We start from the raw sequence: 21,732 nt of genomic DNA on the forward strand, positions 1-21,732 counted from the left end.
GGGCCAGCCGCTGAAGCGGGACCGAGAGGTCCGACCAGCGCCCGCACCGGCTGCTCCTTCACCCCGAAGGCATGGCCAAGGCAAAGCCTTTCGCGAGTTGTTGATCCCCGCCGTCGCGAACCGACACTGTGTTCTCTGCGCACCCGCTCCGGGGTGTGCGACGGAGGGGGCTGCAGGGACATGAACAGACCGATACCCGGCACCGTGGAAGTCTCGGTTCGCCACATCCTCAGCGACCGGACGACCGGGTTCCTCACCCGGACCCGCAGGATCACCTGGCAGGACAACCTGTCCCGGGTGCGCCGGCCGGCGTCCGGCAAGCAGAGCGTCGAACTGACCTGCCCCGTGTGCGACGCCTCCCTGCTGGCCGAGGTCCGCACAGAGGCCCGCACCCGCCGAACCAGCGCCGCCCTGCTGATCCTGGCTGCCCTGAGCGTCATCATCTTCTTCTTGGCCTTCGGATACGCCATCCACGAGGGCGGCCGCACCCTGCCCGAGGGCCAGTCGCTTCCGGTCCTGTTCCCCGTCAGCGTCGCCTCGATCTTCGTCACGTTCGTCGCCGCTCCCGTGCTCTTCCTCCAAGGCCGCCGCTACAACGGCGTCACCATGCTGGACGCCCCCAAACCCCGCCGGATCCACGGGATCATGCCCGTACGCGGCTGACCACAGAAGACCGCGACGAGGTCACCCGGCGATCCGCGGCTGCGCCGGGTGGGCGCGAGTGACCGGAAGCGATGCCGCAGGCAGGCAGCGGCGGGGCCCGAGGGCCCGCCGCGTGCCCGCCGGGATGGTGTTTGTCAGATCATGGCGAGCCGGTCCACCAGCAGCTCCACCCTCGGCTCGGTGTCCTCCGGCGGCAGCCGTCCCGCTCGGGTCAGGGTGGCCAGCCCGTGCAGGGACGCCCAGAACACCTCGGTGAACAGTCCCGGGTGGACGCCGTCCCCAGCGACCTCACCGAGGCTTTCCAGCAGGGCGGCGAAGGCGTCCTTGAGAGGTTCCGGGGTGTCCTCGTTCGCGAAGGCCAGGCCGCCGTCGAGCTGGAACATGGCGTCGTAGACCGCCGGGTTGCGTTCGGCGAAGTCGAGGTAGGTGCGGGCGAGGGTGGTGACCCGGGCGCGCGGGCCATCCGCTACGGGGGCCGCGGCCCGCAGCGCGGCGGCCATCTCGGCGGCGCCCTCGAGGGCGACGGCGCCGATGATCTCGCGTTTGCCGCGGAAGTGGCTGTAGAGGACGGGCTGGCTGTACTCGATGCGCTCGGCGAGCCGGCGGGTGGTGACCGCGTCCCAGCCCTGCTGCTCGGCGAGTTCGCGGGCCGTCGCCACGATGAGACTTTCGCGGCCCGCCCGTTCGCGCTCCTTGCGTTCCTGTACCGACATGATTCGATCCTAGCACCGCTAGACAATGGAGCGGCAGTAGTACTAGCGTTGCCTCATCACCTAGCAATGCTAGATACCAGGAGGGGCCATCATGCTCAACGCACTCGAGATCATCACCACCGTGGTCGTCGGCGTGATGGTGGGGGTGGAGTTCTCCGTCGCCTTCGTCATCAACCGGATCCTCAACGCACTCCCCGAGGACAGCGGCCAACTCGGCCGCGCCCACGGGGGCCGGATGCTCGGCGCCGTGATGCCGTTCTGGTACATCACCTCACTCGTCCTCGCCGCGGTCTGGGCCATCGCCCGATGGCACCACGACGGGACCGGCCTCGTCGTCACCGCCGGCGCACTGCTGGTCCTCAGCGTGATCATGTCGATCCTGCTGCTCGTCCCGATCAACAACCGGAGCAAGACGTGGACCCCTGACAACCGGCCCGCCGACTGGAAGCAGCAGATGAACCGATGGGACCGCTTCCACTACGTCCGCGTCGCCATACTCATCGCCGCCTTCACCCTGCTGGTCGCCGCCCTCGTCTGACCCCGCGGGCCGACACCGCGCACGCGCCGCACCATCCCACTCCCCGGGCGGCAGCAAGCCACCGCAATCCCGGCATCCGGGAACACGGTTGCCGACCCTGACCCACCAGGCCACGCCCTCGAACTGCCGGCGCAACACTCGGAGTACGGGCCGTACTCGCCGATCGGCGAGTACGGCCCGATACCCGCCCTAGACCCGGCGGGCCGTTGCGGAGGCGAAGCCCAGCCAGGTGTGCCGGTTGCCCGCCCAGCACCAGCCGACCTTGGGGGCGTTGCGGCGCTCGCGGCAGTCCCGCCCGGTGCCGTTGCTGATCCAGATCGCCGGAGTACGGGCGTCCAGGGCGCCGTTGGATTTGCGCAGCCGGGAACCGATGGTCATGAAGCAGTGATTACGCTCCAGGACGGCGGGCTGCTGCATCACCCAGTGGATGCCCTCCGTGAGCGCCAAGGGGGTGCGGGCCTGTGCGGTGAGGGCGGGCAGCGCCTCGTCCGGGCTCCAGTTGGCCATCTGGTCACCGCGGTCGAGGCCGATGAGGAGGTAGAGGGGGGCGTCGGGCAGCGCGACCGTTTCCAGTGGGGCGAACACGTCGACGTCGGGCATGTCGGTGACGACGAAACCCGGCTTGCCGTCGCGGTGGAGCAGCGGCGCCAGGGCGGAGGCAGGGGCTTGGTCCGGGTGAACAGCGAGCAGGGCGCCCTCGCCGGCGCCAGCACTCTCGGCGGCTTCGGCGAACGTACGAAACTCGGCGGCGGGCAGCCCGGCGATCTCATGCACCCCCAACTCGATCAGACGCTCGGCCTGCACGCCCAAGGGCGGCAGGGCCGGGAGAACGGTGGAGGTGACGGGGATGGTTTCAGGCACAATGCTCCCAGGGGTAGCGACGTGGACGAGCCCCGAGTGAACGAGGCGGCCCGCCGGAACATTCCCACCCCTGCCACCTCCGGCGCTGCCCGCGATCCGCTCCCGCACCCCACTCGTTGTTCCGGGCGATGTATTTGCCGCCCGAAACCGCCATGCTGCCGGTCTTGTCGCAGATGGCGGTTTCACTTCCCGACGGAGGCGGAGAACGAGGCCCTGGGGTGATTCGGTCAACCGTCGAGTCCGGCGTGTCTGCTGTTCACCGTGGGGCTGAGCCCGGAACCGTGGGCAGGTGCCGCAAGCATCAGCGCTGAGTCCGCATGGAGCGTGATGCGCACCGGTGTGAAGGTGGTGGCGTCCACCGGCGACTCCCCGGTGCCGGGATTGCGGGCGTAGCGCGGATGGGCGCCTCCGCTGATCTGCCAGCGTATGCGGTGACCGGCGGCGAAGCGGTGGGCGGCGTGACTCATCGGCACAGTGATCTGCGACGGCTCCTGCCCGTCCGTCCGCAGTCGGCCCAGCCCGTCGCAGATGTTGACGGAGCGGCCTTGTGCGTCCACGTCGCACAGGCGGGTGAAGACGTCGGCGTGGCCGGTGTCCGTGGAGATGCTCAGCCGCGCGGAGACCGGGCCGAGAATGTCCAGGGGCTCGGTCAGCGGGGGGCCGGTGAAGGTCAGTACGTCGTCCCGGATCTCCAGGGTGCTGTTGTCGCGAGGACCGGCCGTACGGGAGAGCAGCGGGCCGCCGAGCGAGGGGGTGGGGTCGCTCGGGTCGTAGCGGAACGACATCAGTGGTGCGGATTCCGTGGGAGCCTGCTGGGCGAGGTCCCCCTGCGCGGTGGGAAACCACGGGCTGACGACCGGGGCAGGCGGCCAGTCGTCGATGTCCCGCCAGTCGTCTTCGCCGCCGACGTGCACGCGCACCCTGGTGGGGCGGAGGTCGAAGGGATCGGCGTACAGGTGCGCGCGGAGCCAGGCGAGGCTCTCGGCGAACACCTCGGGCCACCCCTGCTGCAGCGCGGATGTGTGGGTCCAGGGGCCGACGAGCAAGGCGGTCTCGCAGCCGGCCGCACGCAGTCGGCGGTACTGCTCGAAGGTCTGGTCGCCCAGCACATCGTGCCATCCGGTGATCAAACTGGTCGGCACGGTCAGCCGCTGCGCCACCGCTGCCAACGACGCGCCGCGCCAGTACGCATCCTCGGCGTCCGGGTGTGACATCACGTCGTCCAGCCAGGGCACATCGCCCCCGAGGGCGGACGCGTACGCCCCGCGCAGCGGCCACGCGGCGGTGACAGCACGCAGCCGCCACTGCAGACGCAGAGTCGCCCTCAGGAACGGTGCCATCCCCTGGTGCTGGTACGTCATGCCGACGCCGACGGCGAGGGCGTTCTCCAGGCGGAGCGCACCGTCTGCGTGGAACAAGGCGTGCGGATCGTGCAGTCCCACCTGCACCACCATCGCCTTCAACTCCGGTGGCGGGTCCTCGGCGAGGGCCCACTGCACATAGCCCAGGTAACTGGGGCCGACGGTCCCCAGCGTTCCGTTGAACCAGGGTTGCCCGCGCAGCCAGGACACGGTGGCCTGGCCGTCGGCGGCCTCGTTGCGCCACAGGTCGAACTCGCCGCCGGAACCACCGGTGCCGCGGCAGCTCTGCAGCACCACGTGGAAGCCCTGTTCGGCGAAGAGCATGCCGTACATGGGGGACCAGGGCAGGCCCCTGCCGTACGGCGAGCGCACCAAGAGGGTGGGGAAGTCGCCCTCGGCGCGTGGGAAGTAGTGGTCCGTGATCAGCGGGCTGCCGTCGGCGGCCGGCACCAGCAGCCCGGGCTCCCACCCGACATCGTGCCGCTTGGCCGGGAGGCCGCGCCAGGTCGCCCTCATGATCCGTGAGGCCAGTGGCGGCTTACCGGAAGGTGGTGCCCAGGTCGGCCTCGTCGCGGAACCGTTCGTGCGTGCTGCCATCGTTCCCCTCCTCTTTATCCGTACGATGTACGAGAATACCTCATGCTTGGATGAGACCCGCAAGGGCCGCCTCGATCAAGGGAGGAGCGCGGACCATGCCCCGTGCAGGAGAGGCCGGCACCCCAGGTGTCGACCCTGAGCAGCTCTGGCTGGGCTCCACCAAGCCCCGTAGGGGCCGAAAGCCCGCCTACAGCCGAGAGGCGATCACGGCGGCAGCCGTCGCCCTGGCGGACGCGGAGGGGCTCGAAGCGGTCACCATGCGGAGAGTCGCCGCAGAGGTCGGAGCCGGCGCCATGTCGCTGTACAGCTACGCCCCCGACAAGGAGACGCTGCTGGAACTGATGGTCGACCACGTCAGCGGCGAACTGCCGACCGCGCACGCGCCCACCGGCGACTGGCGTGCCGAGTTGAAGGCCATCGCCCACCTCCAGCGCGCCCACATGCTGCGGCACCCCTGGCTGCCCGCCGCTCTGGCCGGCCGCCGCATCCCCGGCCCCAACACCCTGGCCTTCCTGGAACGCGCGCTTGCCGCCCTGCGGCCCACCGGGCTGGACGGTGCGGCGAAGCTGGAGGTCTTCGCCCAACTCACCGCATTCGTGGCCGGGCACGTCGCCCATGAGATCGCGGGAGCCGCAGCCTTGCGGTCCCCCGACCGAGTCGCAGCCGAAGTCCGCTACCTCACCGCTGTCGCTGCGGACGGCCGTCACCCGGAACTCGCCGAAGCCCTCGCCGCCCCCGGCCGCCCCCTCACACCCGAAGCCACCTTCACCCGGTTCCTCAACCGCCTGATCGACGGCCTGAACACCGACTGATCCCGCCCCGTCGCACCGTGCCCGTTCTCACAAATGACCGGTTGCGAGGGCTGTGAGGGGGGATCCGACACCCGCCGGCCGCCGCGGTGGCGACGACCACCCGGATCGGTGGCCGCCACCCCCGCCTCCTGCCGTACATGGAGCGTTGGTCACGATTCAACCGAAACCCGCCAGAGCCGGACGGCCGTTCATATGATGTGCCTTCTCTGGCGGGCTTCTGGTGGGGGTACCGATGCACAGCGCCGATCCGAACAGCGACACCAACGCCCGAAGCGACATGAATGATGGCGGCATCCGGCGCGGACGGCGCAGGGGAGCTGTCCGACGGGCACTGGTCGCCGTGGTGGTGGCGGGGATCGCCGTGGCCTGCGGCCCAGTCCCCAGCGACGCACCCGCCACCGCCCCGTCCTCGACCGCTGCTTCGGCGGTCCCGACCACGTCCTCCCCCGTCCCGACACCGTCGCCTTCAACCACCGCCGCACCCTCCCCTTCGATCACCCCCGTCGTGAGCACCGGCCAGAAGACGCCGACCACCGCCCCGACGACCCGGCACACGGCCACACCGAGGCCCACCACCAAGGCCCCGCACACAACAAAGCCTGCGCCCGCCGAGTGCGAGATCGTTTCCAACGCGGGGAATTGCTACAACGCGGGCCAGTTCTGCCGCAACGCCGACATCGGCAACTCCACGCACGCGGGGAACGGGCGCATGATCTACTGCCGCCAGGACGGCAGCCGGGGGCGCTGGGGTTACTGACACGTCGTCGGTGCCGACCGGGGTTTACGCGCGATCAGCGGTCCCGGCCCGAGCAGGGCCACGACGCTGGGCTCGTAGTGCGGTACCGGGGATGAAGTGGCTGCCTGCCGTCAGCAGGACGGCCGCATGCAGGCTAGGTGGCTTCGGCGCTGACGCGGCCGGACGTGACGGCTTCGGTCAGCGCCCGGTGGTCGCTCTCGTTCTGGTCGGCGTAGCTTTCGGAGAACGTCACCAGGGCTCGGTCGAACGTGTCGCGGCGGCCCAGGTACGAGGCGATGGCGATGCGGTCCCCGGACCTGGCGTGGGCGCGGGCGAGGGTGGCGCCGCAGAGCTCCGCGAACGTACGCATGCCCCTCGGCACCATCAGGGAGGGCTCGAAGATGCCCTTCCAGTCGTGGAGTTGACGCATGTGGACCCGGAGCTGGGCGTGCTGGGGGTCCTGCTGGAGCCGGCTTCGGTGGTGGCCAAGGCGTGGGAGCACATCTACGCGATCGGTCACCGGACGTTCTGGGACCCGCGCACCGTGCTGGTGGTGGGAGCCGGTCCGATCGGGCTGCTGGCCGCTCTGCTGGCTCGGCAGCGGGGGCTTGAGGTTCATGTGATGGACCAGGTCACGGGTGGCCCCAAACCCGTGCTCGTCGAGGCGCTCGGGGCTCGCTATCACAACGGGGCGGTGGCGGACCTGGGGCTGAGTCCGGACATCGTCGTGGAGTGCACCGGGGTGCCCGCGCTGATCCAGCAGTCCGCCGAGGTGGCGGCGCCCGGCGGCATCGTGTGTCTGACCGGTGTCGGGTCGTTGACCGACCGCTCGGCCGGCGGCATCGAGAGCGGGCTCGCCACCACCGCGGTCCTGCGCAATCTCGTGCTCTTCGGCTCCGTCAACGCCAACCGCCGCCACTACTACCTGGCCGCCCGGGCACTCAGCCGGGCGGACCGGGGCTGGCTGGAGGGACTGGTGACCCGGCGCGTCGCCCCGCACGACATCGTCCAAGCACTGCACCGGGACCCGGACGACATCAAGGTCATCCTCGACTTCACCGCCTGACCGGCACTCCGACCGTCGCTCACCCCGCGAATCCGCTCCCCCGACAGATGTCCTTCCGCCGGACCCTCGCACAAAGGAACCGACATGACCGACGCGACCGACACGGGCTTCCCCCCGATCTCCGACTACGCGTTCCTCAGCGACTGCCACTCGGTGGCCCTGGTGGGCCGCGACGCGTCAGTGGAGTGGGCGTGCTTCCACCGCTTCGACCAGCGCTCGGTATTCGCCCGGATCCTGGACCGCGAACGAGGCGGCTACTTTCGCATCGCCCCGGTCGCGGAGTACACCACCACCCGGCGCTACCTGCCGGACACCAACGTCCTGGAAACCCGCTTCGAGACCGCCACCGGGGCCGTGACGGTCACCGACTGTCTGCCGGTACGCGAGACCTCACCCGTCCCGGCCGCGTCGAGCGCCGACCCCCGGACGGGTTGCTCCTGCGCACCGTGCGCGGCGAGACAGGCACCGTGGAACTGCGGCTGGAGTTCGCTCCCCGATTCGAGTACGGGCTCACCACTCCCTTCGTCGAACACCCGGACGAGGACCTGGCCGTGGTCACCGGTGGCCCCGACTCCCTGCTCCTGCAGAGCGAACTGGGGGCGCTGAGCACCGACGAGACCGGCATGTGCACGTCTCGTGCGAGCGTGGACCAGGGGCAGGTGGCCTACGTCGCCCTCACCTACGCGGCGGCCGGGGCGCTGACCGTCCGCAGGTTCTCCCGCGCGGACCTGAGCGGCCGATCGGCGGAGACCATCGCCTTCTGGACCAACTGGGCCGCCCGGTGCACCTACCAAGGCCCGCACCGCGACGCCGTGGTGCGCAGCGCCCTGGTCCTCAAGGGGCTCATCTACGACGAGACCGGAGCCCTCGCCGCGGCACCCACCACCTCGCTGCCCGAGGAGATCGGCGGCGAGCGCAACTGGGACTACCGCTACACCTGGCTGCGTGACTCCGCTGCGATGCTGGCCGCCCTCGGCGCCATCGGGTACCTGGAAGAGGCCCAGCACTTCGCGGACTGGCTGCTGCGCACCACCGCAGGCCGGGCCGAGGACCTGCAGATCATGTACGGCATCGGTGGGGAGCGGCTGCTCCACGAAGTGGACCTCGACCATCGGAAGGGCTATCGCGGGTCGCGCCCGGTACGGGTGGACAACGGCGCCTGGGACCAGTTCCAGCTCGACACCTACGGCGAACTGCTGGCCGCGGCCTTCCTCGTCCTGAAGCTGCGCGGCGCGCAGACACTGACGCCGCGCGGTGCCGCCTTTCTGTGCGACGTGGTGGAGCTGAACATCAAGCGGTGGCAGGAGGTCGACGAGGGGATCTGGGAGATCCGCGGAGGACGGCGGCACTTCGTCTTCTCCAAGTTGATGGCCCGGCTCGCCGTGGACTGCGGTCTCCACATCCTGGACCTGAACCCTGCGCTGACCCAGGACCCGGGGGTGCGTGAGCGCTGGCAGGACGCGCGCCAGGAGATGCGCACCGCCCTGGAGACCCGGGGGGTGGACCCGAAGACCGGTGCCTTTCTGCGGGCCTTCGAACACGATGAGCTCGACGCCTCGGCCCTGCAGGTGGGCCTGCGGGGCTTCCTGCCGCCCGACGATCCGAGGATCCTGGCGACGATCGACCGCATCGAAGCCGAACTGACGCGCAACGGTCACGTCTACCGCTACCTCGGCGAGGACGGGCTGCAGGGCGAGGAGGGCACCTTCGTCTTCTGCACCCTGTGGATGGCGTCCGCCCTGGCCCGTGCCGGCCGTACCGACGCCGCCGAGACGTACCTGACCCGGGTCCTGGACTGCGCCAACGACCTTGGACTGCTGGCCGAGGAGATCGACCCCGGCACGGGAGAACAGCTCGGCAACTTCCCTCAGGGCTTCAGCCATCTCGGCGTCATCGGAGCAGTACTGAACCCCGCTCACGCCCAACCCGGCGCCGACGCCTTCTGGATCGACCGGTGGAAGGACCTGAAGGGGAGGTGAGCCGCAAAGGGCCCGGCGGTGCCGAAAGGGCTTCGTGCGGGCTCGGGTCAACGTGTCGGCTCGTCGGCTCGTCAGCTCGTCAGCTCGTCAGCTCGAAGATGGCCCTGCCCGCCAGCATGATCCCCAGGAACAAGCAGATGGCGACAATGGCCTGGTCCTGGTGTGCTGCCAGCCAGGAGCGCAGGCCGGTCAAGATCCGCTCGGCCCTCCTTGGTGTGAAGACCATCAGGAGTTCCATCGTCAGAAGGCTGGCGGTGGCGAGGATGCAGAAGGCCAGCAGGGCGACGTAGGTCGCGCCGTGGGCGAGGTCCGCTTCCACGACCGTGGAGGCCGCGGCGGCGACCATCCCCCAGGGTTGCAGCAGCACGGCGAGCCCGGCGGCCGACCACACGGACGCCTGGTGCATCCGGGATGGCGGCGCGGCCGCGTCCGGGGCGGGCTGAGCCGTGTCCATGGGAGCGGAGGAGCGGCGGCTGCGGCGTCGGTGTTCGCCGTACAGGACCAGGGAGACGCCGATGGCCAGCTTGGCGGCCAGTGCGGCTGTGGAGGGCGGGCTCCTGGGCGCGGGCGGCTCACCGCCGGTCAGGATCAGGACCGCACCGATCACGGCCACCAGACACGCCAACCAGGCCAGGATGAACGCCAGCCCCTTCCAGACGCCGCCGGGTGAGGAGAGCACCAGCACGAAAGCCATGATCGGCAGGGGATAGAGCGTGATGGCCAGACCGATGAGGACCAGGTCGAGCACCATCGTCACACCCCTCTCACCGGGCCGGCCGTCCCCTCATGTTCACGCCTCGTCCGGCCCTGCACCACTCCTGCGGCGGTCCCGCCTGTCGCTCGACCGGCCGGGGGCCGAGAATGCAGATTGTGGCCAATCTCAGCGCACTCCGCGGCAGCCTCCGACCCGGCCCCACCTGGTCGGCAGGTGGGTTCGGACAGCGGGAACGGCGACGGAGTCTGGCACAGGCCCCTGTGCGTCACGGTCGGCCTGGGAGCGGGACTGCTCCTCCCCCACGTCGCGCTTCACCCGATGATCGGTGCCGATCGCGCGGCCGATCTGCTGTTCGCCCTGGGCTTCGGAGTGATCGGCCTGGTCAGCATCATCTTCTCGCTGCTGTTCCTGGTCGTTCAGTGGGCCGCGACGACGTTCACACCGCGTCTGGGCCTGTTCCGCGACGACCCGATCGTGTGGCGCACGTTCGCCTTCTCCCTCGGGGTCTTCGTCTTCTGCATCGCCGCGGCGCTGTCCATCATCAGCCGAACGGAAGTCTCCATCGCGGTCCCGGTGATCGCGATGATCCTGGCACTGGTCACGCTGGCGTTCATGTACACGCTGCGGAGCCGTGCCTTCGCCTCGATCCAACTCGGCCCCTGCCTGCACGCGATCAGCGACCGGACACGACACGTCGTCAACACCGTCCACGACCGTCCGCTGGGCGACCAGGCCTCGGCCGGGTCCGGCCTGCCGGCCGAGGCCGACGGGTCTCCTGTCCTCTGGCCCGACTACGGGGCAGTGCTGTGCGGGATCGACGTTCCCACGTTGGTGGAGGTGGCTCGCACGCACGACTGCCTGATCGTGCTGTGCCAGGCTCCTGGCCAACTGCTGGTCAGGAACCGTCCCGTGGCACGCATCCACGCGGGCACGCTTCCACCCGACGCGCTCCTGGCAGCCCTGGCACCAGGAGTGGAACGCACCTTCGACCAGGACCCGGAGATCGGAATGCGGCTACTGGCGGACATCGCCCTGCGTGGTCTGTCCCCGGCGATCAACGACCCGGCCACCGCCGTGCAGGCCCTGGACCACATCGAAGACCTCTTGCTCCTGCTGGCCGACCGCGATCTCGACGTCGGCCGGGTCCACGACGCCGACGGCACGCTGCGGGTCATGGTGCCTGGCCCGGACTGGGACCGGTACCTCAGCACCGCCCTCGACGACGTGATCAACAGTGCGCAGACCATCCCCCTGGCCCTCCACCGGATCCGTCTTCTGCTGCAGCACGTCCTGGACGCCGGCCCCGAGACACGCCGCCCGCAACTCCGGGAACGGCTCACCCGGGTGGAGCAACTGATTGCGCGCTGCTTCCCTGCCTCCTCGGCACCGAACCCGGCAGCCGACACCGACAGCCATTGACCATGGCGGCACCTGCCCTGCGGGCGTCGGCCTGATTCTGGGCTTACGTGCCGGTCGCCTCCCCCGTGCGATCACCGCTGCCCGGAGTCGACCGCGACCGGGAGAATGCCAGGGCGATGAGGTGCCGCCAGTTCAGGGGCGGGTTGGCCGTCGGCGCCCCGGGACGGCTCCTGGGCACCCGCACCCGCAGTACGCCCGAGTTGATGCTGCAGGTGACCGGGGTCGGCAGGTTCAGGGCTTCGCCGTCGACGGCAACGGGAATGGTCTCCGCAGCGGCGTGGACCGTGACCTGGTGAGCGGTCAGTACGTGCAGCCCAGTTGCCCGGCCTCCGCGCACCGCCAGCTCGGCCGCCTGGACCGCGCCGTCCACCCGGATGCCGAGCACGCCCAGGGTGCCCCCGTCGAGCCGGGTTCTGCGGCCGGCGGCGAGCGGGTCGACGGCGGCGTACGGGTTGTTGCTCACGAGCAGCGCCTGCTGGGACTCCAGCCGGGTGCCGTCCGCGTGGACGTCGAGCCGTTCGCCCTGGTCGCCGAGGAGGAGGTCGGGCAGGGCGTTCAGGGCGGTGCCGGCTTTGGCGGTGCGGTATTCCGGGCTCTGGACGATCTGCGCGTAGGCCCCGAACGAGACGGTATTGACGAAGGGGCGGCCCGCCACGACGCCGAGGTCGACCGTGAGCTCCTCGCCATCGGTGAGCGCGTCCAGACAGCGAGAGGGGTCAGTGCGGTCCAGACCCAGGTCCATCGCGAAGTGATTGCGGGTCCCGGCGCTGATCACCATGAAGGGGAGGTCGTGTGCCGCCGCGACCGCCGCGACCAGGGCCTGGGTGCCGTCACCGCCCGCCACGCCGAGCAGGTCAGCCCCTTCGGCCACCGCCCGGCGCGCCAAGGCGGCCACATCGGTGCTCACGGCGGTATCCAGCAGGAGCACCCGCGCACCCAACCGCTGAGCCTTCTCCACCAACCCGAAACGCCCCACCTTGCCGTCCCCTGACATCGGATTCATGATCAGCACCGGCCGTACCGGCGCCGGACGGACGATCGCCGCCATGCCCACGTGCGGCCGCGCCCGGCGCAGAGCCACTCGCCCGCAGGTCAGCGCGGCGCCACCGAGCAACAACGACGCCAGCGCCACCACCCAGAGGCCCGTCCGGGCATAGAACACCAGCACCGCCGCCGGAGCCCCGACAGCGAGCAGCGCACCCGCGCCGCGCACCACGCCCCGATGCGCCAGCGCCCACCACACCCCCACCGCCGCGACCACCAGGCCCGCCAGCCCGATCAGGAGGATCAGCGGACCGCCCGCCCCGGTGAACGCGAGCAGGATCACCACCGCTGCCAGCCCGCACAGGAGCGAAAGCCGCGCCAGCAGCCGGGCACCCGCCATCGTGCCGCCATCACTCGTGTCCATAACCGTTCCTCCACGGTGGGTGGGGAGGGTCCGCCGGCCCCATGAAGCAGCCCTTTCACCCGACCGGCCGAACCACGCTCCGCTTGGCCACCTTGTCGCATCCGAACACAACGACAACCCCTCCGCATCCGGAGTCCCCGTCCCGGTGCCGAGCACCACGGGGCTTGGTACCCCGCCCCGGTCGGCCCCCCAGGGTGCCCGGAGGGGTCTGCACGAGTCGCGGGCGTCGAACCGACGGATTTCACTGGACGTCAGCAGTTCGCGCGGAGCGCGGAGCGCGGGTCGCGATGCCGCGTCTCTGCCCGTCGACCCGGCCATGCCGTTCGAGTCACTACTGATGAGATGTCGCACGCCATGGCACCGCCTTCCTTGAGGAGACGCCCACATGATGGAGCCCGCCGTCCCTCCCCGCAGCGGACGGGAGCGCGGCCCGATCACGCCCGAGGGCGTCCTGCAGTGGCTGCTGGAGGGGAACAGGCGCTGGGTCGGCGGGCAGCTCGTCCATCCGCACGGGACGGTCGCGCGCCGTGCGGCCCTGGCAGCTGGGCAGGACCCCATGGCGACCGTCTTCTCGTGCATCGATTCCCGCGTGCCCCCGGAAATCGTCTTCGACTGCGGTGTCGGAGATCTCTTCGTGGTGCGGACCGCGGCCCACACCAACGACGGCCTGGTGCAGGGCGCGGTGGAGTACGGAGTGGACGAGGCGTTGACGCCGCTGCTCGTCGTGATGAGCCACCAACGCTGCGGCGCGGTCGGTCTCGCGGTGGAAACACTCAACGCGGGCCGGGCGGCGCCCGCGCACCTCGAGGACGTTGTCGAGGCCCTCCGACCGGCCTACGAGGCGGCCAAGGCGCTTCCGGGCGACCAAGTGGACAACACCGTACGGGCGCAGATCCGCCTGACCGTGGAGCAGTTGCACCATGACTCGATGCTCGAACCACTCGAATCCCAGGGACGGGCCCGCGTCATCGGTGCCTACTACTCACTGGATTCGGGAGCCGTGGACTTCCACCAAGCGTGAACCCCGCGGGGTGTGCGCCACCGATGCGGTACCGCGGAATCCCTCAACGACCTGACTCAGTGGTCCGCACCCTTGGTCCGACGATGAGAGACCTGTTCCCGTGCCGTGCGCCAACGCGACCGTGTCTGCTCGACCAGGCTGTCCCACTGCTGGCGGACCTCATGGTCTGAAGGGCGATGGCCCTGACGGATCCGGCTGAGCTCGTCCCGCACTTCTCGTCCCAGTGCGGCCGATGCGACGAGGACGAGCATGGCTGCGAAGAGGGCCGAGATCATCGCGAAGACCGCACCCACCACCCCGTAGCGTGAGGTGGAGGAGTTGAAGAGACGCGGCAGGTAGAGGGTTGCGCCCCACGAATACACAGCTGTCAACACGGCTGCGGTGACGCCGAAAGGGATCAGGTCGGGCCAGGGGATCCGCTTGGCTGACAGGATCCAGCCGCTCCAGACAAGGAACACGCCCGATACCGATGCCTCACAGGCCGCGGTCACCAGACTCAGCTGGCGCCCGCCAAGAGCTGCGGCGAGCCACCCCGTGACCAGTGCGTAGGCGCCAAGAGTGAGGATCCACCACAGGCCGTTCCGGGTGTTGCGCACGCTGAGCGGCTTGAGTTCCCATGTCTGTTCGAAGAGCCGCTGCGACGCCCGCGCGAAGCTCAGCACGGAGACCGTCAGGAACACCACCCCGAAGACGCCCACACTCGTGGTGGTGCTCTCGGCAGGGGAGAGCAGGGAGTTGACCGCATCGGCGCCCGCCCCGGAGAGGCCGTAGCGCTTGATGATCCGGTCCGCGGAGTCGTAGTCGACGACTCCGCTCAGGGCGGCGCCGCCGAGGATCGCGAGCGGAACCAGTGCGGTGAGAGCGCTGGAGGCCAGGGCCATCGAGCGGTCGAACCCGACGATCCTCTGAAACCGGTTGATGACTCGCAACGCGAAGACGGGACGCAGCCAGAACGTCAGTGTTCTGACCAGCCGCTCGCGATTGATCCTTGACGTCCTGCCCTCCGTGAAGATCGGAACCTGCATGGCGGATCCTGTACAGCGGATCCTGTATGGCGGCCGAGCCTAACGGACGGTCAGGAGGTCCACGACGGGCGACACGGATGCTTCCCCGAGCTGCGAACAGTGCGTCTCGGCCCTTGGGTGGTGAAGAGCGAAGCAGTGCCGGTCCGTCAGAGCAGTCGGGTGCGGTGCAGGGTGACGAGCAGGTTCCAGATCTGATGGGTGATCTCTTCGGGAGTTGCCTCGATGAGCCCGTGCAGCCAGTCGGCGAGCACGCCGGCGAAGGTCGCGGCCACGGCCGAGGCGATCAGGTCGGGCCGTGGTGCCCCGACCAGGGCGCGCTCGGCGCGACTGCGGGCGCGCAGATCCTGATGGAGTACCTGGCCGAGGGGGCCGCCACCACCGGGGCGAAGGAGGGTCCGGTAGAGGCCGGCGTGCGGGACGAGGCCGGTGAAGAAGGCGGCCAGTGCGGGCGGCGGGTTTTCCGGGTCGGGGGTGCCGCGCCAGGCGTGGAGGGCGTCCACCGCGTCGCGGACCACGTCGGCGCAGGCGTCGACGGCCAGTGCCTCCAGGCCGCCGTAGTGGAGGTAGAACGTGGCACGGCCGACCCCGGCCCGGCGTACCAGGGCGGCGACGCTGACGTCCGCGAGCGGGTGCTGCGCGCACTCGTCGAGCAGGGCCTGGCGCAGCCGGGCCCTGGTCCTGGCCGCCCGGGGGTCTGCCGGCGGGGCTGTCACCGGGCCGCCAGGACGGCGGCGAGGGCCAGCGCGCCGGGCAGCGCCTGGGCGATCAGGATGCGCCGGTTCGCGGTGACGCCGCCGTACACCCCGGCGACCAGCACGCAGACCAGGAAGAAGACCGTGACCCGGAATCCGGTCGGGTCGCCGGCGATCAGGCCCCAGACGAGCCCGGCCGCCAGAAAGCCGTTGTAGAGGCCCTGGTTCGCGGCCAGTGGCGCGGTGGCGCGGGCCATGTCGGCATCGAAACCGGAGAGCTTGCGGCCCGGCCCCTTCTCCCACAGGAACATCTCCAGAACCAGGATGTACGCGTGCAGCGCGGCCACCAGGCCGACCAGGACATTCGCCGTCGTTTCCATTGTCATTCCCGTCTACCGCAAGCTTTATGGACAGGTGTCCATCATACATGGACAGTCGTCCAGAATATCCGCGCTCGCTGTACCGCCCAAGGAAGCGACCGCTGTCCTGCGTGGTGCGCCGGCATCCGGCCACGGATCCGCCGCGAAAACCCGTTGGCGAACCACGGAGACCACTGCTACTTTTCCGGAGGCCGTGCAAGAGAACGAGGAGGTGGTACCCGTGAACGCACTATCGACATGGGTGCTCCCCTCCGGGGTCATGGTCGGGCGATAGGTCGTCCGGGAGCGCCGTTACTGAGCTCTCCCGAAAGGCACGACCATGAACTTCACTTCTGAACAACGCCTCGACGACGGCGTCCTCGAACGCGACTTCACCCTCGGCGAGATCCCCGGCACCCTGTGGACGCCCGGATCCGCATCCGCGTCCGCACCGGCACCGCTGATCCTGCTCGGCCACCCCGGCGGACTGCAGAAGATGTACCCCCGGCTGGCGGGGCGGGCCCGGCACTCCGCGGCGGACGGCTTCGCCTCGGCCACCATCGAGCTCCCCGGAAGCGGTGACCGGCCCCGTTCCGCCGCCACCGAGCAGGCCCGCGCCGACATGCGCCGGGCGCTGGAGGCCGGCGAGCCGGTCACCGAGGACATCGTGGACCGGCTCGTCCTCCCGCTGGTCGACCAGGCGGTCCCGGAATGGCAGGCCGCCCTGGACGCCCTCCTTTCGCTGCCGGAGATCGGCGGCCCGGTCGGGTACTCGGGGGGTGTGATCTCCATCGGCGTCCGCCTTGCGGTGGTCGAGCCGCGCATCGAGGCCGCCGTTCTGTTCGCCGGGAGTTTCGTTCCCGCCGTCATGTTCGAGGAGGCCCGCCAGGTCACCATTCCGCTGCACGTCCTGCTGCAGTGGGACGACGAAGGGAACGACCGGCAGGTGGCCCTGGATCTGTTCGACGCCTTCGGCTCCAAAGAGAAGACGCTGCACGCCAACATGGGCGGGCACACCGGCGTCCCGCAGTTCGCAGGGGAGGCCGCGGCCCGGTTCTTCACCCGGCATCTGAGCTAGCCGCCGACCAACCCCCGCCGTCAGACCGGCAGCAGCCGGTAGGCGGGTGCCCGACTCGACCGTCAGCGCCCGGGCCCGGCCCGGGCGCTGGCGGCCAGCGGTCGGCAGTCGGCACGCATGGGTGGGCTCCTGCCACCGGTGGAGGCGCCGTTGACGGCGGCGGTGTGATCGAATCGGAGGTATGACGACGACCACCGAGTTGATCCCCGTCGCCGGCGGAGGCCACATCTGGGCCGAGCGGGCCGGGGACGGCCCCCCGCTCGTCCTGCTCCACGGATCGGTCCACGACAGCCGCCTGTGGAACCGCGTCTTCGCCGCGCTGCCACCGCACCACACCGTGGTTCGTTACGACGCCAGGGGTCATGGACGCTCGACGCTTCCTACCGCGCCGTTCCTCTATGAAGACGACCTGCTGGCGGTCCTGGACCGATTCGGCTTCCAGGCCGCGGAGCTCGTGGGCCTGAGCATGGGAGGAGAGGTCGCGCTCGACTTCACCCTGCAACATCCCGAGCGGGTCCGCTCGCTGACGCTGATCGCGGCGTCCGTCGGCGGGCACGAGTGGCCCCGGAGCGCTGCGATGGACGCGTATGTCGCGGCCCTTCGCGGATCGGACGCATGCCGCATTGCCGAGGCGGAGCTCACCCTCTGGGCGGGCCTGGGTGACCGGGCCCCGGGTTTCGACCTCATCGAGCCCATGGTGCGGGAGAACGCCGAACTCAGAGCCGTCGCCGAGAAGGGACACGCGCTCGACCCCGAGGAGGACGCCGTCGGCCGTCTGGACCGAATCGAGGCACCGACGACGGTCGTCGTCGGCGATCACGACCACCCCGAGATCGGCGTCATCGCCCGGCGCCTCGCCGACGGCATCCCCGGCGCACGCCTGGAGGTGGTCGCCCACGCCGACCACTACCTGCCGCTACGGGCGCCAGGGCGACTTCTCGAACTCCTCCTCGGCTCCGACGTTTTCGGGGCCGATCCCCTACGGTGAACCATCGGGAAGCGGAACCAGATCGGCCGCATACCGGCAACGGCGGTGCACGGCGAGCACGTGGGGGCAGGGCATGGCTGAGGGCTGGGTCAAGTGGTTCGACAGTGTGAAGGGTTACGGCTTTCTCACCGTGCAGGGCTATCGGGACGAGGACATCCGGGTCGGTAGCGAGGATGTCTTCGTCCACTACGCGGATATTCAGACGGCTGGCTACAAGACACTTGAGGACGGTGAGTACGTCTCCTTCGCCATCGAACGGAACGCGAAGGGGACATTCATCGCTCGTCGCGTCACCCCGCTCGGTGGGCCGCCCCGACCGTCCGTGCCGGACCAGCACGCGAACGGGGCCGACCATGCCGCGGTATGGCGGTCGCCACGTGCTGGGGCCGCCATCCTGTCGCTCGTCGTCCTGGCCATCGCGATCGTTGTGATCGTCCTTCCGTGACGCAACGAGGCGCCCCGGTCGGTCAGTCGATCCGCGGGAGAGTCCGCTGGTGTTGAAGGAGTGCCTCGGCCGTGGCCTTCATCAGGGTGAACCGGGGGATGTCGTCGGTCTGCCGGGTCAGCGGTCGGCGGCGGCCCCCGCCGGTCACCTCGAAGGAGCCCTTGCGGACGCCCAGATCCTCCACCAGGTCCCAGGCGAGGTCGTCGCCTCCGACGTCGATCCCGTCCCGGGCCAGAGCGATGCTGCCGAAGACCTGCGGTTCGCCCCGCTGAACCGCGGACCAACCGGCGGCCCCAAACGTCCTCTGGGCCGCCCCCCACTCGCGGCGCTCGGTGAGACGGTCGATGACGAAGGCCTACACCCCGTTGACGTCCGTCTCCCGGCAGGCGAGGAGGAAGGTGCGGTGCGGATCCCAGTCCATGCTGAGCTTGAGCCTGCGGCACAGTTGGGCCCAGCCGAGCGGGGCGGCGGCGATGACCCACGCGTCCGGGCTCTGCGCCGTGAGCCGCACGGCCGACCGTAACCAGGAGGCCGCCTGCTCCGGCCAGTCCACGACCGCGACGACCGTGCCCCCGCCGGCCTGCCACGCGGCGGTGAAGGCTTCGGCCGCCGCCCGTGAGGCCCCGTCCCGGCTGTGCCCGACCGCGACGGTCGAGATGCCGGCGGCAGGCGCCCTCAACAGGGCCAGCAGCGAACGGAGTTCGGCCTCGGTGTGCGGAGCGGGCGGTGAGGCCGCGGCGTACTGAGCGGCCTGCGCCGCGGGCATCAGCGGGGAGCGGGCGAGATCCCGCGACTGCCGTCCGGTCATGTCGTACCCTCCTTTTCCCCGCGTGCTCCGCACGCGGAGCTCTCCTACCGGGCTCTCCTGCTGGGACTTCCACTGCCGGTACTCCCCCGGCAGGCAGACGGCGCACGGCCGGTAGCCCGCGGCCACCGCCGCGTCCGGGTCAGGCGGCATCGTGGAAGACCAGGCCCAGGGCGTGCCGGCGGCCGGACCGTACGGTGCTGACGCCGTGCCGCATAGCGCCGGCCGACCAGCCGCGGGTGGAGCGGATGGGCCGGTCCCGGGTGGTGAAGATCAGGCCGTGCCCCTGCGGCAGCACGGTGGTGATGCCGCGCGACTGGGCCCGGGGCCGCTGTTCGACCAGCAGGAACTCCCCACCGGTGTAATCCGTCCCGTAGGCGTCGAGACCGACGACCACCTGGAGCGGGAAGAGCATGTCGCCGAAGACATCGCGGTGCAGCGCGTTCCAGTCGTCCGGACCGTAGCGGAGCAGGATCTGCGCGGACCTGTCCTGGCCGGCCGCGTGGCACATCTCGATCCACTCCCCCAGGTCGTCGGGCCAGGGCGCGGGCCGCCCCAGCCGCTGCGCCCAGTCCCGGGCGACGCTGAGCAGGCGCGGGTACAGCGCTCGCCGCAACTGCCGTACCGGCTCCGGGAGATCATGCGTGAAGTAGCGGTACTGACCGGAGCCGAAGCGGTGACGGGCCATGTCGACGGTGGAACGGAAACGGTCGGCATCGTCGTACAGCGCGGTCAGGGCACGGCACTCGTCAGGGGTGAGCAGCGGCGGGGTCAGGGCGCAGCCCTGGGCGTCGAGCTCGGCGGCCACGGTCGTCCAGTCGGCGGCGGCCACCCTGCGGCGGGCCTCGGCGACGGTGAAAGCGGTACGCATACGGTTCTCCGGAGTGGGTGGTGCCGGGGTCGATCCGCGGTCTGTGCGGCTCGCGGTCGTACGGCGGTGGCGCCGCCGTCCGGCGGGATACGTGTCAGATGAGAACGGGTTGCAGGGCCCCTTCGTGGATCAGGAGGTCCCGCTTGCGCTCGACACCGCCCGCGTAGCCACGCAGCGAGCCGTCGGCCCCGATGACCCGGTGGCAGGGGCGGACCAGGAGCAGCGGGTTGGCCCCGATCGCCGCACCCACGGCGCGGATCTCCGCCCGCTCGACCCCGAGTTGATCCGCGAGGTGCCCGTAGGTGGTCGTCGTGCCGTACGGGATGTCGTCCAGCGTCCGCCAGACGCGCTGCTGGAACTCCGTTCCCGTGGGCGCGAACTCCAGCTCGAAGCTCTTCGCGGTCCCGTTGAAATAGGCGCGGAGCTGGCGTGCCACGTCGGAGAAGACCTCATCGTCACGCCGCCAGCCGTCCTGCACGACCACCGCGCCCTTCTGGCCGGGCATCGACAGCGACGCGAGCGCGACGCCGCTCCTTGCCGTGGCGGACGCCTCACCCACCAGGAGAAGGTCGCCGAGCTGGCTTTCGGCAATGCTGTAGAGCGTCATGATCGTGGTCCTTTCCTAACTGTTCTCACCCCTGACTATGCGCGGGACGAGGCACCGCAGCTGGCGGAAATCGGACACGGCGTTCAGTGCCCGCGGCCGCTGTAAGGCGGCGGCGACCGCCTCAACCCCGGCCCGCTCCGGTACAGCGCCCTGGGCCTGCTCCCCTGAACCCACACCCCCGTCCAGCCGCGGCACGGGCCGTTGGTGGCGAACGTCTTCAGGCCCGCCCGGGGCACGTCATCCGCTCGCGGCGTCCTCGGCCTCCCAGCGCAGCAGGTCGCCCGGCTGGCATTTGAGCACCTCGCAGAGCGCGGCGAGCGTCGCGAACCGTACCGCCTTGGCGCGGCCGTTCTTGAGTACCGCCAGGTTGGCGGGAGTGATCCCCACGCGGTCCGCGAGCTCGCCCACCGACATCTTCCGCCGGGCCAGCATCACGTCGATGTCGACGGTGATCGGCATCAGATCACCTCGTCCAACTCGGCCTGCATCTGGGCTGCTTCGACGTCGCGCACGAGGGCCTGGGCGAGCAGCATGCGCAGGACGAGCACGATGAGCGCGACCCCCAGGATGGCCACGCCGATCCCGGCCATGATCACGGTGACGCCCGGGTCGTCCCGCTGGCCCGGCGCGTTGACGGCCGTGACCGCGAACCACACGAGGGCAGCCGCCACGATCGCGCCGATCACGCCGTCCACGTACCGGAAGGCGGCGTGGGAGAACACGGTTCCGCGTCGCACCATCGCCACCAGCCGCCATACGCAGAACAGGGCGACCTGGGCCGACACCAGGCCCAGGATCGTGATCACGCGAAACGCGGTCAGCGGGACCGACCCGTCCTCCGGGTCGCTCCCGCTGACCAGCGTCCACACCATCAAGACCTGTACGAGCACGGTGCCTGCGAGCACCACCACGAGCACGGCGCGCAGCGCCCGCACTGTCAGCTTTCCCATGACCCATCCCTCCATCGACTTAC

25 protein-coding genes and 2 pseudogenes are annotated in these 21,732 nt (G+C 70.3%); 12 read left to right on the forward strand and 15 right to left on the reverse strand.

The window, feature by feature from the left end:
- Window positions 1–180: 180 nt before the first annotated feature.
- On the forward strand, window positions 181–663 hold the full coding sequence (locus tag LNW72_RS01860; protein ID WP_250973684.1) for a hypothetical protein: 483 nt from the start codon (window positions 181–183) through the stop codon (window positions 661–663).
- Between the two features lie 134 nt (window positions 664–797).
- On the opposite strand, the gene LNW72_RS01865 is transcribed toward LNW72_RS01860, so the two are convergent.
- Window positions 798–1,376 (reverse strand): TetR/AcrR family transcriptional regulator, encoded by a 579-nt coding sequence (locus tag LNW72_RS01865; protein ID WP_250973685.1) that lies wholly within the window; start codon window positions 1,374–1,376, stop codon window positions 798–800.
- 91 nt (window positions 1,377–1,467) lie between these two features.
- Here LNW72_RS01865 and LNW72_RS01870 point away from each other — a divergent pair, with 91 nt between their 5' ends.
- Window positions 1,468–1,914, forward strand: a complete 447-nt coding sequence (locus LNW72_RS01870; protein WP_250973686.1) for a DUF1772 domain-containing protein — start codon at window positions 1,468–1,470, stop codon at window positions 1,912–1,914.
- 189 nt (window positions 1,915–2,103) lie between these two features.
- Here the strand turns inward: LNW72_RS01870 and LNW72_RS01875 are convergent, their stop codons facing one another.
- The gene (locus LNW72_RS01875) at window positions 2,104–2,775 is read right to left on the reverse strand and encodes a DUF5701 family protein (RefSeq protein ID WP_250973687.1); all 672 of its coding nucleotides are present in this window, start codon (window positions 2,773–2,775) and stop codon (window positions 2,104–2,106) included.
- 227 nt (window positions 2,776–3,002) lie between these two features.
- On the reverse strand, window positions 3,003–4,652 hold the full coding sequence (locus LNW72_RS01880) for a CocE/NonD family hydrolase (protein WP_250979980.1): 1,650 nt from the start codon (window positions 4,650–4,652) through the stop codon (window positions 3,003–3,005).
- 176 nt (window positions 4,653–4,828) lie between these two features.
- On the opposite strand from LNW72_RS01880, the gene LNW72_RS01885 reads away from it, so the two are divergent.
- Window positions 4,829–5,545: a TetR/AcrR family transcriptional regulator C-terminal domain-containing protein gene (locus tag LNW72_RS01885; RefSeq protein ID WP_250973688.1), complete on the forward strand. Its 717-nt coding sequence runs from the start codon at window positions 4,829–4,831 to the stop codon at window positions 5,543–5,545.
- Between the two features lie 505 nt (window positions 5,546–6,050).
- Window positions 6,051–6,302, forward strand: a complete 252-nt coding sequence (locus LNW72_RS01890; protein ID WP_250973689.1) for a hypothetical protein — start codon at window positions 6,051–6,053, stop codon at window positions 6,300–6,302.
- Between the two features lie 133 nt (window positions 6,303–6,435).
- On the opposite strand, the pseudogene LNW72_RS01895 reads toward LNW72_RS01890, so the two are convergent.
- A pseudogene (locus LNW72_RS01895) lies at window positions 6,436–6,714 on the reverse strand (DUF2252 family protein); the annotation flags it as partial.
- 15 nt (window positions 6,715–6,729) lie between these two features.
- Between LNW72_RS01895 and LNW72_RS01900 the strand changes: the two are divergent.
- From LNW72_RS01900 to LNW72_RS01910, 3 genes are all read left to right on the forward strand, one after another.
- Entirely contained in the window at window positions 6,730–7,347 is a 618-nt protein-coding gene (locus LNW72_RS01900; RefSeq protein ID WP_308401866.1) for a hypothetical protein, read from the forward strand.
- An 84-nt stretch (window positions 7,348–7,431) separates the two neighbouring features.
- Window positions 7,432–7,953 carry a trehalase-like domain-containing protein gene (locus LNW72_RS01905; protein ID WP_250973690.1) on the forward strand — a complete coding sequence of 174 codons (522 nt, stop codon included), beginning with the start codon at window positions 7,432–7,434 and terminating at the stop codon, window positions 7,951–7,953.
- A 17-nt stretch (window positions 7,954–7,970) separates the two neighbouring features.
- Complete coding sequence (locus LNW72_RS01910; RefSeq protein ID WP_250979982.1) at window positions 7,971–9,326, forward strand: glycoside hydrolase family 15 protein; 1,356 nt, start codon at window positions 7,971–7,973, stop codon at window positions 9,324–9,326.
- Window positions 9,327–9,405: 79 nt separating this feature from the next.
- Here the strand turns inward: LNW72_RS01910 and LNW72_RS01915 are convergent, their stop codons facing one another.
- Window positions 9,406–10,077 (reverse strand): GAP family protein, encoded by a 672-nt coding sequence (locus tag LNW72_RS01915; protein WP_250973691.1) that lies wholly within the window; start codon window positions 10,075–10,077, stop codon window positions 9,406–9,408.
- 177 nt (window positions 10,078–10,254) lie between these two features.
- Between LNW72_RS01915 and LNW72_RS01920 the strand changes: the two genes are divergently transcribed.
- The gene (locus LNW72_RS01920; RefSeq protein WP_250973692.1) at window positions 10,255–11,460 is read left to right on the forward strand and encodes a DUF2254 family protein; all 1,206 of its coding nucleotides are present in this window, start codon (window positions 10,255–10,257) and stop codon (window positions 11,458–11,460) included.
- Between the two features lie 43 nt (window positions 11,461–11,503).
- Here the strand turns inward: LNW72_RS01920 and LNW72_RS01925 are convergent, their stop codons facing one another.
- Entirely contained in the window at window positions 11,504–12,868 is a 1,365-nt protein-coding gene (locus LNW72_RS01925; RefSeq protein ID WP_250973693.1) for a diacylglycerol kinase family protein, read from the reverse strand.
- Window positions 12,869–13,253: 385 nt separating this feature from the next.
- Here LNW72_RS01925 and LNW72_RS01930 point away from each other — a divergent pair, with 385 nt between their 5' ends.
- Window positions 13,254–13,889, forward strand: coding sequence for a carbonic anhydrase (locus tag LNW72_RS01930; protein WP_250973694.1), 636 nt, complete (start codon window positions 13,254–13,256; stop codon window positions 13,887–13,889).
- A gap of 56 nt (window positions 13,890–13,945) precedes the next feature.
- On the opposite strand, the gene LNW72_RS01935 is transcribed toward LNW72_RS01930, so the two are convergent.
- From LNW72_RS01935 to LNW72_RS01945, 3 genes are all read right to left on the reverse strand, one after another.
- Window positions 13,946–14,914, reverse strand: a complete 969-nt coding sequence (locus LNW72_RS01935) for a YhjD/YihY/BrkB family envelope integrity protein (RefSeq protein WP_250973695.1) — start codon at window positions 14,912–14,914, stop codon at window positions 13,946–13,948.
- A gap of 146 nt (window positions 14,915–15,060) precedes the next feature.
- Window positions 15,061–15,627, reverse strand: a complete 567-nt coding sequence (locus LNW72_RS01940; RefSeq protein ID WP_250973696.1) for a TetR/AcrR family transcriptional regulator — start codon at window positions 15,625–15,627, stop codon at window positions 15,061–15,063.
- Entirely contained in the window at window positions 15,624–15,986 is a 363-nt protein-coding gene (locus LNW72_RS01945) for a DUF1304 domain-containing protein (protein WP_250973697.1), read from the reverse strand. Before LNW72_RS01945 ends, LNW72_RS01940 begins: the two co-directional genes overlap by 4 nt.
- A 319-nt stretch (window positions 15,987–16,305) precedes the next feature.
- Between LNW72_RS01945 and LNW72_RS01950 the strand changes: the two genes are divergently transcribed.
- From LNW72_RS01950 to LNW72_RS01960, 3 genes and pseudogenes are all read left to right on the forward strand, one after another.
- A complete protein-coding gene (locus LNW72_RS01950) occupies window positions 16,306–17,043 on the forward strand; it encodes an alpha/beta hydrolase (protein WP_250973698.1) in 738 nt (245 codons plus the stop codon).
- Window positions 17,044–17,224: 181 nt separating this feature from the next.
- Window positions 17,225–18,031, forward strand: coding sequence for an alpha/beta fold hydrolase (locus tag LNW72_RS01955; protein ID WP_250973699.1), 807 nt, complete (start codon window positions 17,225–17,227; stop codon window positions 18,029–18,031).
- 73 nt (window positions 18,032–18,104) lie between these two features.
- Window positions 18,105–18,302, forward strand: a pseudogene (locus LNW72_RS01960) (cold-shock protein); the annotation flags it as partial.
- A 196-nt stretch (window positions 18,303–18,498) separates the two neighbouring features.
- On the opposite strand, the gene LNW72_RS01965 reads toward LNW72_RS01960, so the two are convergent.
- From LNW72_RS01965 to LNW72_RS01990, 6 genes are all read right to left on the reverse strand, one after another.
- Window positions 18,499–18,660, reverse strand: a complete 162-nt coding sequence (locus tag LNW72_RS01965; protein WP_250973700.1) for a hypothetical protein — start codon at window positions 18,658–18,660, stop codon at window positions 18,499–18,501.
- A 171-nt stretch (window positions 18,661–18,831) separates the two neighbouring features.
- The gene (locus LNW72_RS01970) at window positions 18,832–19,284 is read right to left on the reverse strand and encodes a hypothetical protein (protein ID WP_250973701.1); all 453 of its coding nucleotides are present in this window, start codon (window positions 19,282–19,284) and stop codon (window positions 18,832–18,834) included.
- A gap of 139 nt (window positions 19,285–19,423) precedes the next feature.
- A complete protein-coding gene (locus LNW72_RS01975; protein WP_250973702.1) occupies window positions 19,424–20,152 on the reverse strand; it encodes a 2OG-Fe(II) oxygenase in 729 nt (242 codons plus the stop codon).
- A 94-nt stretch (window positions 20,153–20,246) separates the two neighbouring features.
- The gene (locus tag LNW72_RS01980) at window positions 20,247–20,759 is read right to left on the reverse strand and encodes a methylated-DNA--[protein]-cysteine S-methyltransferase (RefSeq protein WP_250973703.1); all 513 of its coding nucleotides are present in this window, start codon (window positions 20,757–20,759) and stop codon (window positions 20,247–20,249) included.
- A 237-nt stretch (window positions 20,760–20,996) separates the two neighbouring features.
- Window positions 20,997–21,218 (reverse strand): helix-turn-helix transcriptional regulator, encoded by a 222-nt coding sequence (locus tag LNW72_RS01985; RefSeq protein WP_095878373.1) that lies wholly within the window; start codon window positions 21,216–21,218, stop codon window positions 20,997–20,999.
- Window positions 21,218–21,709, reverse strand: coding sequence for a DUF2975 domain-containing protein (locus LNW72_RS01990; protein WP_250973704.1), 492 nt, complete (start codon window positions 21,707–21,709; stop codon window positions 21,218–21,220). Before LNW72_RS01990 ends, LNW72_RS01985 begins: the two co-directional genes overlap by 1 nt.
- Window positions 21,710–21,732: the final 23 nt, after the last annotated feature.

It is taken from the genome of Streptomyces sp. RKAG293 (assembly GCF_023701745.1).
GTDB lineage: Bacteria > Actinomycetota > Actinomycetes > Streptomycetales > Streptomycetaceae > Actinacidiphila.

Coding starts and splice junctions, on each gene's coding strand:
- LNW72_RS01860 (WP_250973684.1), top strand. CDS start 181: ATGAACAGACCGATACCCGGCACCGTGGAAGTCTCGGTTCGCCACATC.
- LNW72_RS01865 (WP_250973685.1), bottom strand. CDS start 1,376: ATGTCGGTACAGGAACGCAAGGAGCGCGAACGGGCGGGCCGCGAAAGT.
- LNW72_RS01870 (WP_250973686.1), top strand. CDS start 1,468: ATGCTCAACGCACTCGAGATCATCACCACCGTGGTCGTCGGCGTGATG.
- LNW72_RS01880 (WP_250979980.1), bottom strand. CDS start 4,652: ATGAGGGCGACCTGGCGCGGCCTCCCGGCCAAGCGGCACGATGTCGGG.
- LNW72_RS01885 (WP_250973688.1), top strand. CDS start 4,829: ATGCCCCGTGCAGGAGAGGCCGGCACCCCAGGTGTCGACCCTGAGCAG.
- LNW72_RS01905 (WP_250973690.1), top strand. CDS start 7,432: ATGACCGACGCGACCGACACGGGCTTCCCCCCGATCTCCGACTACGCG.
- LNW72_RS01910 (WP_250979982.1), top strand. CDS start 7,971: ATGTGCACGTCTCGTGCGAGCGTGGACCAGGGGCAGGTGGCCTACGTC.
- LNW72_RS01915 (WP_250973691.1), bottom strand. CDS start 10,077: ATGGTGCTCGACCTGGTCCTCATCGGTCTGGCCATCACGCTCTATCCC.
- LNW72_RS01925 (WP_250973693.1), bottom strand. CDS start 12,868: ATGGACACGAGTGATGGCGGCACGATGGCGGGTGCCCGGCTGCTGGCG.
- LNW72_RS01930 (WP_250973694.1), top strand. CDS start 13,254: ATGATGGAGCCCGCCGTCCCTCCCCGCAGCGGACGGGAGCGCGGCCCG.
- LNW72_RS01935 (WP_250973695.1), bottom strand. CDS start 14,914: ATGCAGGTTCCGATCTTCACGGAGGGCAGGACGTCAAGGATCAATCGC.
- LNW72_RS01945 (WP_250973697.1), bottom strand. CDS start 15,986: ATGGAAACGACGGCGAATGTCCTGGTCGGCCTGGTGGCCGCGCTGCAC.
- LNW72_RS01950 (WP_250973698.1), top strand. CDS start 16,306: ATGAACTTCACTTCTGAACAACGCCTCGACGACGGCGTCCTCGAACGC.
- LNW72_RS01955 (WP_250973699.1), top strand. CDS start 17,225: ATGACGACGACCACCGAGTTGATCCCCGTCGCCGGCGGAGGCCACATC.
- LNW72_RS01970 (WP_250973701.1), bottom strand. CDS start 19,284: ATGACCGGACGGCAGTCGCGGGATCTCGCCCGCTCCCCGCTGATGCCC.
- LNW72_RS01975 (WP_250973702.1), bottom strand. CDS start 20,152: ATGCGTACCGCTTTCACCGTCGCCGAGGCCCGCCGCAGGGTGGCCGCC.
- LNW72_RS01980 (WP_250973703.1), bottom strand. CDS start 20,759: ATGACGCTCTACAGCATTGCCGAAAGCCAGCTCGGCGACCTTCTCCTG.
- LNW72_RS01985 (WP_095878373.1), bottom strand. CDS start 21,218: ATGCCGATCACCGTCGACATCGACGTGATGCTGGCCCGGCGGAAGATG.
- LNW72_RS01990 (WP_250973704.1), bottom strand. CDS start 21,709: ATGGGAAAGCTGACAGTGCGGGCGCTGCGCGCCGTGCTCGTGGTGGTG.